15 protein-coding genes are annotated in these 13587 nt (G+C 73.0%); 8 read left to right on the top strand and 7 right to left on the bottom strand.

The window, feature by feature from the left end; genetic code table 11:
- The first annotated feature begins 118 nt into the window (after window positions 1-118).
- Window positions 119-961 (top strand): CPBP family intramembrane glutamic endopeptidase, encoded by an 843-nt coding sequence (locus CG747_RS34480; RefSeq protein WP_100605812.1) that lies wholly within the window; start codon window positions 119-121, stop codon window positions 959-961.
- A gap of 68 nt (window positions 962-1029) precedes the next feature.
- Here the strand turns inward: CG747_RS34480 and CG747_RS34475 are convergent, their stop codons facing one another.
- Entirely contained in the window at window positions 1030-1851 is an 822-nt protein-coding gene (locus CG747_RS34475) for a PhzF family phenazine biosynthesis protein (protein ID WP_100605811.1), read from the bottom strand.
- 151 nt (window positions 1852-2002) lie between these two features.
- A complete protein-coding gene (locus tag CG747_RS34470; protein WP_100605810.1) occupies window positions 2003-2554 on the bottom strand; it encodes an SMI1/KNR4 family protein in 552 nt (183 codons plus the stop codon).
- A gap of 320 nt (window positions 2555-2874) precedes the next feature.
- Here CG747_RS34470 and CG747_RS34465 point away from each other — a divergent pair, with 320 nt between their 5' ends.
- Window positions 2875-3498 (top strand): PadR family transcriptional regulator, encoded by a 624-nt coding sequence (locus CG747_RS34465; RefSeq protein WP_100605809.1) that lies wholly within the window; start codon window positions 2875-2877, stop codon window positions 3496-3498.
- Between the two features lie 62 nt (window positions 3499-3560).
- Here CG747_RS34465 and CG747_RS34460 read toward each other — a convergent pair whose 3' ends face one another.
- Window positions 3561-3989 carry an SRPBCC family protein gene (locus CG747_RS34460; protein WP_100605808.1) on the bottom strand — a complete coding sequence of 143 codons (429 nt, stop codon included), beginning with the start codon at window positions 3987-3989 and terminating at the stop codon, window positions 3561-3563.
- A gap of 428 nt (window positions 3990-4417) precedes the next feature.
- On the opposite strand from CG747_RS34460, the gene CG747_RS34455 reads away from it, so the two are divergent.
- The 3 genes from CG747_RS34455 (at window position 4418) to CG747_RS34445 (ending at window position 7341) form a co-directional block, all read left to right on the top strand.
- Window positions 4418-4951, top strand: a complete 534-nt coding sequence (locus CG747_RS34455; protein ID WP_100605807.1) for a Clp protease N-terminal domain-containing protein — start codon at window positions 4418-4420, stop codon at window positions 4949-4951.
- Window positions 4952-5050: 99 nt separating this feature from the next.
- The gene (locus CG747_RS34450) at window positions 5051-6169 is read left to right on the top strand and encodes a DMT family transporter (protein WP_100605806.1); all 1119 of its coding nucleotides are present in this window, start codon (window positions 5051-5053) and stop codon (window positions 6167-6169) included.
- Between the two features lie 209 nt (window positions 6170-6378).
- On the top strand, window positions 6379-7341 hold the full coding sequence (locus tag CG747_RS34445) for a DMT family transporter (protein ID WP_100605805.1): 963 nt from the start codon (window positions 6379-6381) through the stop codon (window positions 7339-7341).
- A 17-nt stretch (window positions 7342-7358) separates the two neighbouring features.
- Here CG747_RS34445 and CG747_RS34440 read toward each other — a convergent pair whose 3' ends face one another.
- Window positions 7359-8096, bottom strand: coding sequence for a hypothetical protein (locus CG747_RS34440; RefSeq protein WP_100605804.1), 738 nt, complete (start codon window positions 8094-8096; stop codon window positions 7359-7361).
- Between the two features lie 182 nt (window positions 8097-8278).
- Between CG747_RS34440 and CG747_RS34435 the strand changes: the two genes are divergently transcribed.
- The gene (locus CG747_RS34435; protein ID WP_100605803.1) at window positions 8279-8914 is read left to right on the top strand and encodes a TetR/AcrR family transcriptional regulator; all 636 of its coding nucleotides are present in this window, start codon (window positions 8279-8281) and stop codon (window positions 8912-8914) included.
- Window positions 8915-8975: 61 nt separating this feature from the next.
- Here CG747_RS34435 and CG747_RS34430 read toward each other — a convergent pair whose 3' ends face one another.
- The gene (locus CG747_RS34430; protein WP_257980929.1) at window positions 8976-9608 is read right to left on the bottom strand and encodes a helix-turn-helix domain-containing protein; all 633 of its coding nucleotides are present in this window, start codon (window positions 9606-9608) and stop codon (window positions 8976-8978) included.
- Between the two features lie 82 nt (window positions 9609-9690).
- Here CG747_RS34430 and CG747_RS34425 point away from each other — a divergent pair, with 82 nt between their 5' ends.
- A complete protein-coding gene (locus tag CG747_RS34425; protein ID WP_100605802.1) occupies window positions 9691-10707 on the top strand; it encodes an NAD(P)/FAD-dependent oxidoreductase in 1017 nt (338 codons plus the stop codon).
- Window positions 10708-10818: 111 nt separating this feature from the next.
- On the opposite strand, the gene CG747_RS34420 is transcribed toward CG747_RS34425, so the two are convergent.
- Together CG747_RS34420 and CG747_RS34415 are read right to left on the bottom strand one after the other, a co-directional pair.
- Window positions 10819-11487, bottom strand: coding sequence for an FMN-binding negative transcriptional regulator (locus CG747_RS34420; protein ID WP_100605801.1), 669 nt, complete (start codon window positions 11485-11487; stop codon window positions 10819-10821).
- Window positions 11488-11496: 9 nt separating this feature from the next.
- Window positions 11497-12165, bottom strand: a complete 669-nt coding sequence (locus CG747_RS34415) for a pyridoxamine 5'-phosphate oxidase family protein (RefSeq protein WP_100605800.1) — start codon at window positions 12163-12165, stop codon at window positions 11497-11499.
- Between the two features lie 35 nt (window positions 12166-12200).
- On the opposite strand from CG747_RS34415, the gene CG747_RS34410 reads away from it, so the two are divergent.
- A complete protein-coding gene (locus CG747_RS34410; protein ID WP_100605799.1) occupies window positions 12201-13532 on the top strand; it encodes an aminotransferase class I/II-fold pyridoxal phosphate-dependent enzyme in 1332 nt (443 codons plus the stop codon).
- Window positions 13533-13587 lie beyond the last annotated feature (55 nt).

The following is a 13587-nucleotide window of genomic DNA, read 5'->3' as shown; positions in this document are numbered from 1 at the left end:
AACACCCCCCCACGGAGGGTGCCCGTCCCCGGCCTGTCGCGAGCGATTCGTACCTGCTTTCGAGACCCTAGCGGTGCGACGGTGGTGAAGAAGCGGTATTGCGGAAGTGGAGGAACCTTTGCAGTCGGATGCAACTCCCGTGCCGGACGCGGACGTTCCGGGCGCGGGGAACGGCTCGGGGCGGCTGCGGGAGGCGGCCGGAGAGCCCGCCCGGAGCGTGCTGCGGAACGAGACGCTGATCGTCCTGGCGCTCTCCCTGGGAGCCAGCGCGGTCTCCGCGCTCATCAGCTTCGTCGGGGCGCTGACCAGACCCGGCGGCCTCAAGCACCAGGCCGCGACGCTCAACGCCTCGCACGCGCCCGGCCGCCCCTGGCTGGATCTCGCCTGGCAGCTGTTCGGGATCGCCACCGCGCTGGTGCCGGTGGTGCTGGTGGCCCATCTGCTGCTGCGCGAACGGGCCGGCGGGCTGCGCGCGATCGGCTTCGACCGAAGGCGGCCCGGCTTCGACCTGGGGGTGGGCACCGGACTGGCGGCGCTCATCGGGGGGAGCGGACTGCTGCTCTATCTGGGCGCGCGGGCGGCCGGGTTCAACCTGACGGTGGTGCCCGAGGCGCTGCCCGAGGTGTGGTGGAAGGTCCCGGTGCTGATCGCTTCAGCGGTGCAGAACGCCGTCCTGGAGGAGGTCATCGTCGTCGGGTATCTGCTGCGCCGGCTGGGGCAGCTGGGGTGGACACCGTGGGCGGCGGTGGCCGCCAGTTCGGTGCTGCGCGGCTCGTACCACCTCTACCAGGGCATCGGCGGGTTCTTCGGCAACATGGTGATGGGCGTGATCTTCGCCCTGGTGTACCGGCGCTGGGGCCGGGTGGGGCCGCTGGTCGCCGCGCACGCCCTGATCGACATCGTCGCGTTCCTGGGCTACGCGCTGCTCGCGGGGCAGGTGTCCTGGTTGCCCACGGCGTGAGGCGCGGTGTCCGGTGGTGCGGGGCGGGTGGCCGGGTGGCCCCCGCCCCTTGCCGTGCCGGGGCGGCGTCAGGGGGCGGCGAGCAGTTCGCCGTCGATGACGGTCACCGCCGAGCCGGTCAGCAGGGTGCGGTCGCCGCGCAGCTCGGTCCGGACGAACCCGGTCCGGGCGCCGCCCTGGAGGCCGACCAGGGTGTCGCGTCCCAGGCGTGCCGACCAGAAGGGGGCGAGCGCGGTGTGCGCGCTGCCGGTCACCGGGTCCTCGGCGATGCCGACCCCGGGGAAGAAGCCGCGGGAGACGAAGTCGTAGCCGCCGTCGGGGTCTTCGGCGCACGCGGTGGCGATCACGCCCCGGCCGCCGTACCCGGCGAGCAGCGCGAAGTCCGGTGACAGGTCCCGTACGGCCTTCTCGTCGGCCAGCTCGACCAGCAGGTCGCCGACGTTGGGCCCGGTGTCGTGGGCGGAGCGGATCTCGGCGTGCAGCGCCCGGGTGACGGCGTCGGGCACGTCCGCGGGGGTCAGCGGGGCGGTCGGGAAGTCCATGGTGATCGAGCCGCCGTCGCCGGTGGTGGTGATCAGCACGCCGCTGCGGGTGCGGAAGCGAACGGTGCCGGTGGCCGTGCCCGTGGTGTGCAGCACGTGCGCGGTGGCCAGGGTGGCGTGCCCGCACATGTCGACCTCGGTGGTCGGGGTGAGCCAGCGCAGCGCCCAGTCGGCGTCGCCGCCCGGGGACAGCGGGTGTGCGAAGGCGGTCTCGGAGAGATTGACCTCGGCGGCGACGCGCTGGAGCCAGGCGTCCTCGGGGAACGCGTCGGAGTCGAACAGCACGACCCCGGCGGGGTTTCCGGCGAACGGGCGCTCGCTGAAGGCGTCTACGATGCGGATCCTCATGGCCGGAGCGTAGGTTCGGCAAAGAGCCGCAGGCCAAGGCCAATCCCGGGAAACTGGACCCGGATGCCCCGGGTCGGCGCGGAGCGGGCGCCCGCCGTCCACGTGCGCGTGGCTCCGGGCACCTCCTCGGCGCGGGTGGTGTGAGGCGTGTTCACGGGCGCTGTAGCCAGTCGGTGTACCAGGTGCGAAAGCCGGGGCTCGACGGGACGAAGCCGCCCCAGTCCGGGTCGATCCGCCAGACCTCACCGGCTCGCGGGCCGCTCAGGACCAGCCGGACGTACATACCGCAGCCCTCTTCGGCCAGCATGAGGGTGCCCCGGGTCAGCTCGTCGGCCGGTGCGCCGAGGCGGCCGGGCAGGGGTTGGGTGAGGGGGAACGGTTCGGCGAGCCGCCCCGGCAGCCGGTCTTCTTCCCACTCGTCGTCCACCGCCCACTCCTCGCCGGCCTGCGCGCGGGGGGCGGTCAACGGCATCAACCCGTGTCCGGGGCCGGCCGGGCCGTTGCCCACCTGCGCGACGAACGACCGGTACTCCGCCGGCAGATCGATGCCGTGGGCCGTCTCGAACGCCGTGATCTCCGCCTCCGGGAGCGCGGGCGCCAGCTCGTACCGGTGCGTGTCCGCCCCGAACCGTTCCCGATCCGGGTCCCGTGCCGCCATCTGCCGTATCCGAACGCGTACGCCGTCCTCGTCCCAGCTCTCCATCCGGCGACCGTAACAACGACCGCGGTGCCCGGTCCGCCGCGCCTTCGGGCCGCACGGCTGCCGGTGGCGGTGGCCCCCGGGGTGCCGATGTGCGTCCCGCGCGGGCCTCTGACCTGCGGGCTCGCGCTTCAGGGGCGGTTCGGCAGGGATTCGGCACCGCGGGTCCGGGGTCGGCGTCGCGGGACAGCGCACCGGAAAGTGCGGACGGACTCTTGTTTGCCGAACACTCCCGATATATCGTTGAAGCATCGCGATCGATCAACGATTGCGGGCGATAGTGCATGCGTGATGCACCGACGATGAAAAGAGGAGGACGCACCATGCGTTCCCAGGGTTACGAGTACGGACCTGAGCACCGGCACGAGCACGGCCCCGGGCGCCGCGGCGGCCGCGGGGAGTTCGGCGGCGGATTCGAGCGCCGGCGGGCCGCCTTCGGCGGATTCGGCCCGCCTTTCGGAGGACCGCCCTTCGGGGGTGGTCGAGGGCGCGGCGGACCGCGCGGCCGGGCCCGGCGCGGCGATGTGCGCGCCTCGATACTGGCGCTGCTCACGGACCGCCCGATGCACGGGTACGAAATGATCCAGGAGATCGCCGAGCGCAGCGGCGGGGCGTGGAAGCCCAGCCCCGGCTCGGTCTACCCCACCCTCCAACTGCTGGAGGACGAGGGGCTGATCACCAGCGCCAGTGAGGGCGGCAAGAAGCTGTTCTCGCTGACCGACGCCGGCCGCGCCGAAGCCGACAGCGGTTCCGACGCCCCCTGGGAGGACGCCGGCCGCGGCGTCGACTGGGAGGCGATGAACGAGATACGGAAGGCGGGCGGCGGTCTGGTCGAGGCGTTCCGCCAGGTGTGGGCCACCGGCAGCCCCGAGCAGCGGGAGAAGGCCATGGCGGTGGTCAACAAGGCCCGCAAGGAGCTGTATCTGATCCTCGCCGAAGAGGACTGAGGAGGAGGGCTGAGGCGGTAGGCCGGGGTGGCGGTGCCGGGTGGTACCGCCACCCCGGCGGCTCAGGTCACCAGGTCGGCGAGCTTGCGCAGGGACTCGTCCAGCGCGCTGCCCGCCGAGTCCTTCAGCTTGGCCGCCATCAGGGAGACCGCGGCGCCGGTGAAGGACCCGTCGATCCGGACCGTGGTGGCCCCGCCGTCGGGCGTCAGCTGGTAGCGCATGCCGAGGTTGACGCCCATCGGGCCCTTGCCCTTGACGGCGAGCAGCCGGCCCGGCTCCAGTTCCTGCACGGTCCAGCTCACCTCGGCGGGGAAGCCCATCAGCTTCATGTTCTCCGCGTAGGCCGCGCCCACCTGGAGGGGCTGCGGGCCGCCGTGCGGGAAATCGGTGTGGGTGGCGTTCCACTGCCCGTAGGAGTCGAAGTCGGTGAGCCGGCCCCAGACCTTCTCGGTCGGTGCCTCGATCCGGGTCTGCGCGGTGACATCGGCCATGCGAGCACCCCTTCGGTGACGGCGTCCTGGCTGGTGCGCGGAACGTAGCCGCACGGGGGTGAAGGTTCAATACCGACGGCCCGGCTTTGCTGATGGATCGTCAGTTCCGGGTGGCGGCAGGGGTGCGGCGGGCGGGGCGGTGGGTGGTCCGCGTGATGCCCGGGTGGTCCGTGTGCCGGATCCCGGGCGGGTTCCGTCGGGGGGCGATGTGCGGACGGCGGTCGCCGCTTTGCCGTCCGTGGCCTGGTGGTACGAGGCCGGGTGCACGGGTGTGCGCCTGTTTGCGGGGAGATGCCCGACCTTCATGATCCCTCCGCATATCCTCCGTAAGGATGAGATCGTGTGTGGGCTTCCCCAACCAGAGTGGGATGCGCAAATGCTTCCCGCCGGGGATGCTTCGGCCTCGGAGGACTGGTGGGGTGGGGGCTGTGCAAAACCGTACTGCGTACAGCGGCGGGGAACGCTCCGCCCAGGAAGACCTCGACAGGCAGCTCACCGTGGAGTTGGCGTCGGTGGTTTCCGCTGCCCGCAGACGGGCCACCCGTGACGGCGACCGCCAGGTCGACACCGCGCATCTCCTCCACGGACTGCTGGAGTGGGACCCCGCGGTCCGCGAGGTCTTCGACGGCGGCCACCAGATCGCCCGGCTGCTCGGCTACCTCGTCCAACGCAGCATCGGCTACGGACTCCAATGGCACGGCACCGTCGAGGACTCCGGCGCGGTCCCCATGGTCGCCGAAGGCGGCGTCCCCGGCTGGTCGCCCGCCGCGGCCGCCGCCATGGACGGCGCCCTCGACCGCGCCCACGCCCGCTACGCCACCCGCGCCGACTGCCTCGACCTGCTCGCCGCACTGGTCGACGACCCCGAATCCCGAGCCGTCGAAGTCCTGCGCCGCGCCTCCGTCGACACCGCCCGCCTCGCCGCCCGCCTCGACGGCGAACAGCGCCCCGGACCGGACTGACCAGGACACCGCGCACACCCCCGCCCCGGCCGCGTATCGCCTGGTGAGACAGGAGTCTCCGGGGATGACGCTGCTGACCGCGGCTGTCATGATGACCCGATGCACGCCTCATCGGGGAGCCCGGCAGGTCGCACGACCGGCCCGGCCCAGGGAATCTCCGGGTCCACGGGGACCCAGCAGCCGGCCACCCCCGGCCCGTCCGCCGCCCGGCGCGCCGGACGCGGCGCCGGACTCGGCCTCGCCCTGCTCTCCGCGCTCGCCTTCGGCGGTTCCGGCGTCGCCGCCAAACCCCTGATAGCCGCCGGCCTCGAACCGCTGCACGTCACCTGGCTGCGCGTCACCGGCGCCGCACTGGTCATGCTCCCCGTCGCCTGGCGCCACCGGGACCTGCCCCGCCGCCGGCCCGCCCTGCTCGCCGGATTCGGACTGCTGGCCGTCGCCGGTGTCCAGGCCTGCTACTTCGCCGCGATCTCCCGCATCCCCGTCGGCGTCGCGCTCCTCATCGAATACCTCGCGCCCGCCCTCGTCCTGGGCTGGGTGCGCTTCGTCCAGAAACGCCCCGTCACCCGCGCCGCCGCCGTCGGCGTGGTGCTGGCCGTCGGCGGACTGGCCTGCGTCGTCGAGGTGTGGAGCGGCCTCACCTTCGACGCCATCGGCCTGGCCCTCGCGCTCGGCGCGGCCTGCTGCCAGGTCGGCTACTTCGTCCTCTCCGACCACGGCGGCGACGGCACGGGCGACGCGGCACCCGACCCCCTGGGGGTCATCGCCTACGGCCTGCTGTTCGGCGCGGTCATCCTCACCCTCATCGCCCGCCCCTGGACCATGAACTGGTCGGTACTGGGCGGCACCGCGGACCTGAACGGCATCCACGTCCCCGCCCTGCTGCTCCTCGCCTGGATCGTGCTGGTCGCCACGGTGACCGCCTACCTCACCGGCGTGGTGTCGATCCGCCGGCTCTCCCCGCAGGTCGCCGGAGTCGTCGCCTGCCTGGAGGCGGTGATCGCCACCGTGCTCGCCTGGGTCCTGCTCGGCGAACACCTCTCCGCACCCCAGATCGCCGGCGGCGCCATCGTCCTGATCGGCGCGTTCATCGCCCAGTCGGCCAAACCGCGGACCGAACCGGGGGAGACCGGCACCGTCACCGCGACCGGCGGCAAAGCGCCTGCCGCGGACGCCGACGAGACCCCGAACGACCGCTGCACGGCACCGTCGACATAACTCCTTGTCGACCGGCTCGCCCACGGCATAGGCTGACGATCATGCATTCGACTGTGCTGCCCCCTCCCGCCGCGTAAAGCGGGCGGCGACCTCCGAGGAAATCCCGGCCCGGGCGGAGCCCCGAGCCGGTCGGCGCTGCCCGCACACGGGACCACGTGACCACTGTGCGGCGCACCGCGCCGTCCTGGATCTCCCGGAGCACACCTCCCATGCACAGCACACCCCACCCCGCCCTGCCCGTGGGCCGGGGACTCGCCTACGTCTCCCTCGCCGCCACCGCCTGGGGCACCGCCGGCGCGGCCGCCGCCCTCCTCTACCAGGGCAGCGGACTCGGCCCCGTCGCCCTCACGTTCTGGCGCACCTTCGGCGGCCTGCTGCTCCTGCTCGCCGTACGCGCCGCGCGGCGGCACCGCACCGGCAGCGCCACCGGGACCGGCCCGCTCCCGACCGAGACGCCGCGTCGCCGCGCCACGCGGGTCGCGGTCACCGGAATCGCCCTCGCCGTCTTCCAGGCCGCCTACTTCGCCTCCGTCGAAGCCACCGGCCTGGCCGTCGGCACCGTCATCACCATGGGAGCCGGCCCCGTCCTCATCGCCATCGGGGCACGCCTCACCATGGGCGAACGGCTCGGCGCCAGCGGTGTCCTGGCCGTCGGCGGAGCGCTGAGCGGTCTGCTCATCCTCGTCCTCGGCGGCGAAGGCGCCACCACGGTCCGCCCGGCCGGCGTCGGCTACGCCCTGCTCTCCGCCGCGGCCTGCGCCGTGATGACCCTCGCCACCCGCCGCTTCGGCCGGGGCGGCGGCAGCGACCCCTACGCCTCGACCATCAGCGCGTTCGCGGTCGGGGCACTGTGCCTGCTGCCGCTCGCCGCGGCCGAGGGCCTCTGGCCGCACCTCCACGACCTGGGCCGCAGCCTGCTCCTCCTCGTGTACATCGCCGCCATCCCCACCGCCCTCGCCTACGGCCTCTACTTCGCCGGACTGGCCGCCGTACGGGCCGCGACCGCATCCGTCGTCTCCCTGATCGAGCCGGTCTCGGCGGCGGCCATCGCGGTGCTGTTCCTCGGTGAACGCCTCACCACGTCGACGGCGGCCGGCACCGCGGTCCTGCTCACGGCCGTCGCGGCACTTGCGGTGACGGAGGCGCGCGGCCGCGGTCGCCGACTCGGGTAGCCGCGCGGCGGCTGGTCCTACGGGACCAGCCGCCAGAACTGCCGCTTGTCCTTGTCCCGGACGACGACGCCCAGCCGGGCCAGGTCGTCCCTGAGCTCGCGGGCGTCCTCGGCCGTCGCCGACTTGCCGAGGGCCCGCTGGCGCGCGGTGAACAGGGCGTTCGCGCCGACCGGGAGCCCCGGGGTGTCGGGGACCCAGCGCCGGAACTCGTCCTCGTGCGGATCGCCGTCCGCCCAGGCGTAACCGTGCGCGCGGAACGCCTCGGCCAGGCGCTGGACCTTCAGACTGCACTCCTCCCGCGCGAGTTCGGCGGTGTCCGCGCCGAGCAGGACCAGCTCCTTGCCGTCCCGGAACGCCAGATGGACCGCCTCGCGCGGCAACGCCCGGGACTTCGCCCGCCGGGTGAGGACCACCTCGTCGTCGGCGACGTCGACGGCGAGCTCCTCGTGCTGCCAGAAGAGCGCCACCGCCAACCCCAGCGCCGCACCCACGACCAGCACACCGATCGTCAGCCAGGGCTCCGGGATCGAGGTCAACAGCCTGGCCGGGCCCTGCCAGGGCGCGTGCTCCAGCGTCACCAGCCACTTCGCGAGCAGCCGCACCAGCCAGCCGAGGCCGGCGCCGACCGCCGCGAACAGCACACAGACGCCGGCCACGACCGCGGGCGAGTCGGCGAGGACCGTGGGAGGGGCTAACCGTCGGGGCTCCGAAGGCCCGTCGGGGCCCGCGGTGGGCTGCGGCTTCTCGATGTCCATGTGGCGGCTCCCCCAGGTGGAATGCGGACCGTGCGTGGTCCGCAATAATAAACCGAGTACGCGGTCTATTATTGCGCGAACGGACCGGATCGACACGACTCCGGCGACGTCACCGGCCCCGGCAGCGGACCGCCGGGCGCAGCAACCGGACGCACAGCCACGGAAAGCAGGGCGGCAGCGGCATGAGGAAGATCGACCCGGCGAAGCACCGGGCCCGGCGCCGGCACATCCTGCACACCGCGGCCCAACTCTTCGCCGCCAAGGGCTTCGAGCGCACCACCACGGCGGAGATCTGCAAGGCGGCCGGTATGAGCTCCGGCAACCTCTTCCACTACTTCCCCAACAAGCGCGCCATCTTCCACGCCATCTTCGAGGACGACGGCGGGGAAGAAGGGGAGAGCAGGGCCGAGCGACTCGCCCGTGCGCAGGCGAGCGACGACCCCTGGGGAGCCCTCCTGGACGTCGTCGACCTCCTCACCGCCGACGCGATGGACCCCGTGGCCCCACCACTGGTCATGGAGGCCGTCGTACAGGCCCACCGCGACCCGGAACTCGACGCCCTGCTCGGCGGGGCCAGCGCCCGGGAACGCACCGCCGTCACGACCCTGCTCACCAGGGCCGCGGCCGCCGGCCAGATCGACCCCGCACTCGATCCGCACGACGCCGCGTCGTGGGTGCTGGCCCTGATCGGCTCGCTCTACACCAGCGCGGCCACCGAACCGGGGTTCCGGCCCGCCGAACAACTCCCCGTCCTGCGCCTCATCCTCCAGCGCTTCCTCCAGGCCCCACCCCGCGACGCGCACCCACCGCAGGCGTAACGGGGCAGCAGGGGCCACAGGTGTACCGGGCGTGCCAGGGCGCGGATTCCGCGCTCAGCGCTCAGCCCTCGTCGACGTCGTCGGCGTCGTCGGAGTCGGCGGCACGCGACCGGGGCCTGGCCCGCACATGCATGCGCTCACCCTGCCGACCGAAGAGACTGAGCACCTCCACCGGGCCGTCACCCGTACTCCCGAACCAGTGCGGCAACCGCGTGTCGAACTCGGCCGCCTCGCCCGCCCCCATGACCAGATCACGGTCGGCCAGCACCAGCCGCAACCGCCCGGCGAGCACATACAGCCACTCGTACCCCTCGTGCGTACAGACGTCAGGCGTGCTCCGGGTCGCCGGAATCACCATCTTGAAGGTCTGCAACGGACCCGGATGACGGGTCAGCGGCAGCACCGTGGCGCCGTGCAGGTACCGCGGCTTCAACCGGACCCGCGGATCGCCGACCTCAGGGGCCCCGACCAACTCGTCCAGCGGGACCTGATGGGCCTGCGCGATCGGGAGCAGCAACTCCAGACTCGGACGGCGCTGCCCGGACTCCAGACGGGACAGGGTGCTCTTGGAGATCCCGGTGACCTCGGCGAGCGCGGACAACGTGACCCCCCGCTCGGTCCGCAGCCGCTTCAGACGCGGACCGACCTCGGCGAGGGCATGGGAAATGGCGGCTGAGTGTTCCACACCCGCCATTGCACCCGCCGTTCCCGGATCCGGCAACAAAGATTGCTGAGAACGCGACGGATCACGCAGCCTGCGGACGGAGGTGATCGCGATGAGCGAAACGAACAACGGCCCCCACGGCGGGGCCGAGAACCGTGCGCACGGAGCCCCCGCGCACCACACCGGCACCCCGGCCCGCGACGCGGAATGGGACGTCGTGGTCGTCGGAGCCGGCGCCGCCGGACTGAACGCGGCCCTGGTCCTGGCCCGCGCCCGCCGACGCGTGGCGGTGATCGACGGCGGAGCGCCCCGCAACGCACCGGCCGACCGGATGCACGGCTTCCTCTCCCGGGACGGGATGCCACCGGCAGCCCTCCTGGAGGCCGGCCGCGCCGAACTGGCCACCTACGGAGCCGAACTCCGCACCGACCAGGTGGCCGAGATCACGCCCACTCTCGGCGTGCGCCTCGCGAGCGGCCCCGAGCTCCACGCCCGCCGCGTCGTGGTGGCAACCGGCCTGCACGACGAACTCCCCGACATCCCCGGCCTACGACAGCGATGGGGCCGAGACCTCCTGCACTGCCCCTACTGCCACGGCTACGAGGTCCGAGACCAGCGACTCGGCGTGCTCGGCAGCCACCCGGGCTCGGTCCACCACGCCCTCCTGCTGCGGCAGTGGTCGCCCGATGTCATCTTCTTCCCCCACACCCTGGACCCGACCGACGACGAACGGGAGCGGCTGACGGCACGCGGCGTGCGGATCGCCGAAGGCACCGTCACCGGACTGGCGACCGAGGACGACCGGCTGCGCGGCGTCGAACTGGCCGACGGACGCGTGGTGCCGCGCACCGCGGTCTTCGTCGCCCCGCGGATGGTGCCGCACGACGCGCTGCTCACCGCACTGGGGTGCGCCCGGAACGAGGACGGCTGGGTGAGCACCGACCCCTCGGGCCGGACCAGCGTGCCCGGAGTGTGGGCCGCGGGGAACGTGGCCGATCCGCGGGCACAGGTGGTGACGGCCGCCGGGATGGGGGCGGCCGCCGCCTTCGCCCTCAACCTCGACCTGGTGACGGAGGAGGTCGAGCAGGCGGTGGCGGAACACCGGGCGTCGGCGGCAACGAGCCGCTGACCCGCGGGCCCCGGGCGAGCCGCCGACCCGCGGCCGCGAGCGGCGCAACGCACCGGAGGAACCGAACCCCGTCCATCCGGTGCCCCGCTCACCGGGCGCCGGCCGAGCCGCCTAGCGCCGCCCGCTGGTCGACGACGCGGAACCGCCGCCGGCCGCCAGCCGGCGCTGCTGATGCCGGCGCGCCGCGGCGTCACCAGGGCCGCCCCGCTCCGCGAGCCGCTCCGAAATATGGTGCTGGACCGTCTCGGCCCGCTTCCCGCCGTACTTGAACTTGGCCCGTACGTCGTGCACTTCGAGGCGCAGCCCACGGATACCGGACAGTTGGCGCCCGTACGGGGCCGCACCGGCCACGATCGGGGCCGAGCCGCCGGCCGGCTGGAAGTGCGTCGTCTGGCGCTGCAGCAACTCGGCCTTGGCCTCCGGATCGTCCACCACATGCGCCGTACAGACGAGCTGCACCGCGGCGTAGAAACTGGTGGGGACACCGTGCTCGGGCGGCTGGCCCTCGTCCGCCTGCCACGGGCCGGGGATGAAGGTGTAGTCGTCGACCACGCTCAGCAGGACCGCCGGCCGGTCCTCCAGCGCGGACCACAGGGGATTGGGGCGGGCGAGATGTGTGACGGCCTCGCGGCGCGCGGGGTCGTACGCGAAGTGCAGCGGCTGCACCCACGGAGGGTCACCGGGGGAGCCGTTGACGGCGAGCTGCCCGAAGTCGTGGGCGGCCAGCCACTCCTGCCATTCGGCGTCGTCGGTGGGGGCGTCCCACGGGTGGATGAGCATCGGCGCTCCTCAGCGGGCGGAGAGGTAGGCAGGCGCCGCGATGCCGGGGGCCAGGTCGTCGGCCGGCAGCGGAGCTCCGTACACGGGAGAGACGGGCAGCACGCCGCTCCAGTGCGGGAGGGCGAGGTCCTCGGGCTCGTCGTTGGGACCGCCGGTGCGGATCTTCGCGGAGACCTCGCGCAGATCGAGGCGGAGCACGGCTGTGGCGGCCAACTCCTTGGAGTTGGCGGGCCGGGAGTCCGCGGCGCGGCCGGGCAGGACGTGGTCGACGAGGGCGTCCAGGGCGGCCGTCTTCTCCTCCTCGTCGGTGACCTGGTGGGCGGTGCCGTGGACCACGACGCTGCGGTAGTTGATGGAGTGGTGGAAGGCGGACCTGGCGAGGACCAGGCCGTCGACGTGGGTCACCGTGACGCAGACCGCCAGACCCGGGTCCGCGCTCTGCCCGCCGGCCATCCGCAGCGGGCGCGAACCGGTCGAACCGTGCACGTAGAGGCGGTTGCCGACCCGGCCGTAGAGCGTCGGCAGGACGACCGGGGCGCCGTCGCGCACGAAGCCGAGGTGGCAGACGTAACCCTCGTCGAGGATCGCGTGCACGGTCGCCTCGTCATAGTGGGCGCGCTCCCGGGACCGGGTGGGGGTGGTGCGTTCCGTCGCGGGAAAGGACGTACCCTCAGCCATTGCGATCTCCATTGCACTAGTACATAATCAATTTTGTGCTAGGAGAGTATCGGATCGAAGGGCGGCGCGCATCGGACATTGCCGCGAGTGTGGAGCGAGCCATCGGTGCCGGCGAACTCCAACCAGGCGAAGTCCTGCCCCCGCTACGGGAGTTGGCTGTCTATCTGGAGGTGAATCCCAATACGGTCGCAGCCGCATACCGCACGCTCCGCGACCGCGGAGTGATCGAAACGGCCGGCCGGCGCGGCAGTCGCGTCCGCCCCCGGCCCGCCAGCACCTCACGCGAAGCACTGAGAACGGTGGCACCGCCCGGCGTACGGAACGTCGCGGACGGCAACCCCGACCCGGCCCTGCTCCCCTCCCTGGAAGAGGCCCTGGCCGAAGCCGCCGCACGCAACACCCGCCGCCCCGTCCTCTACGGCATGCCCGCCGTCGACGACGACCTCGAAGCACTCGCCCGGGCGGCCTTCACCCGCGACGGCGTGCCGGAAGGCCCCATCGCCGTCGCCAGCGGATCACTCGACGCCATAGAGCGCGTCCTCGCGGCACACCTGCGCCCCGGAGACGCCGTCGCGGTCGAGGACCCCGGCTGGGGCAGCCTGCTGGACCTCATCCCCGCCCTCGGCCTCCGCCCCGTACCCGTCGGCGTGGACGACGACGGCCCGATCCCCGAGCGCATGGCGGCAGCACTCGCGGCCGGAGCCCGCGCGGTCGTCGTCACCGACCGCGCACAGAACCCCACCGGAGCCGCCATCAGCGGACCCCGAGCCGCCGAACTCCGTACCCTCCTGGCCCGGCACCCCCAAGTGCTCCTCATCGAGGACGACCACGGCCACGGCATAGTCGACCTCCCACTGCACCCGCTCTCCGGCGTCACCGACCACTGGGTACTCGTCCGCTCCACGGCCAAGGCCTACGGACCCGACCTGCGCCTCGCGGCACTCACCGGCGACACCGTCACCATCGACCGGGTCCGCGGCCGCCAACGCCTCGGCCCCGGCTGGGTCAGCCATCTGATCCAGCACGCGGTCGCACACCTCTGGAGAACGGCCGCGATCGACCCCAAGACCGTCGCCGGCGCATACGGCGAACGGCGCGACGCCCTCATACACGCCCTGGAAGAACGCGGAGTCCCCTCGCGCGGCCGCAGCGGAATGAACGTCTGGGTACCCGTCCCGGACGAGACCGGCGCAGTCGCCCTCCTCGTGCACTCCGGCTGGGCCGTCGCCCCCGGCGCGCGCTTCCGCATGCGATCCCCGCAAGGCATCCGGATCACGGTCTCGGGCCTCACCGCCCGGGACATCGGCCCCCTGGCTGACGCGGTGGCCGCGGCTGTGGGGAGGGGGGAGGTGCGGAGGTATGAGTGAGGGGAGGGGGGTGGGGGGTTAGGGGAGTGGAGGGGAGGAGGGGGTGGGTGGGCTG

It is taken from the genome of Streptomyces sp. CB02959 (assembly GCF_002803155.1).
Lineage (GTDB): Bacteria > Actinomycetota > Actinomycetes > Streptomycetales > Streptomycetaceae > Streptomyces.
The sequence above is the reverse complement of the archived record's forward strand: the minus strand, read 5'-3'. Positions and strand labels throughout refer to the sequence as shown.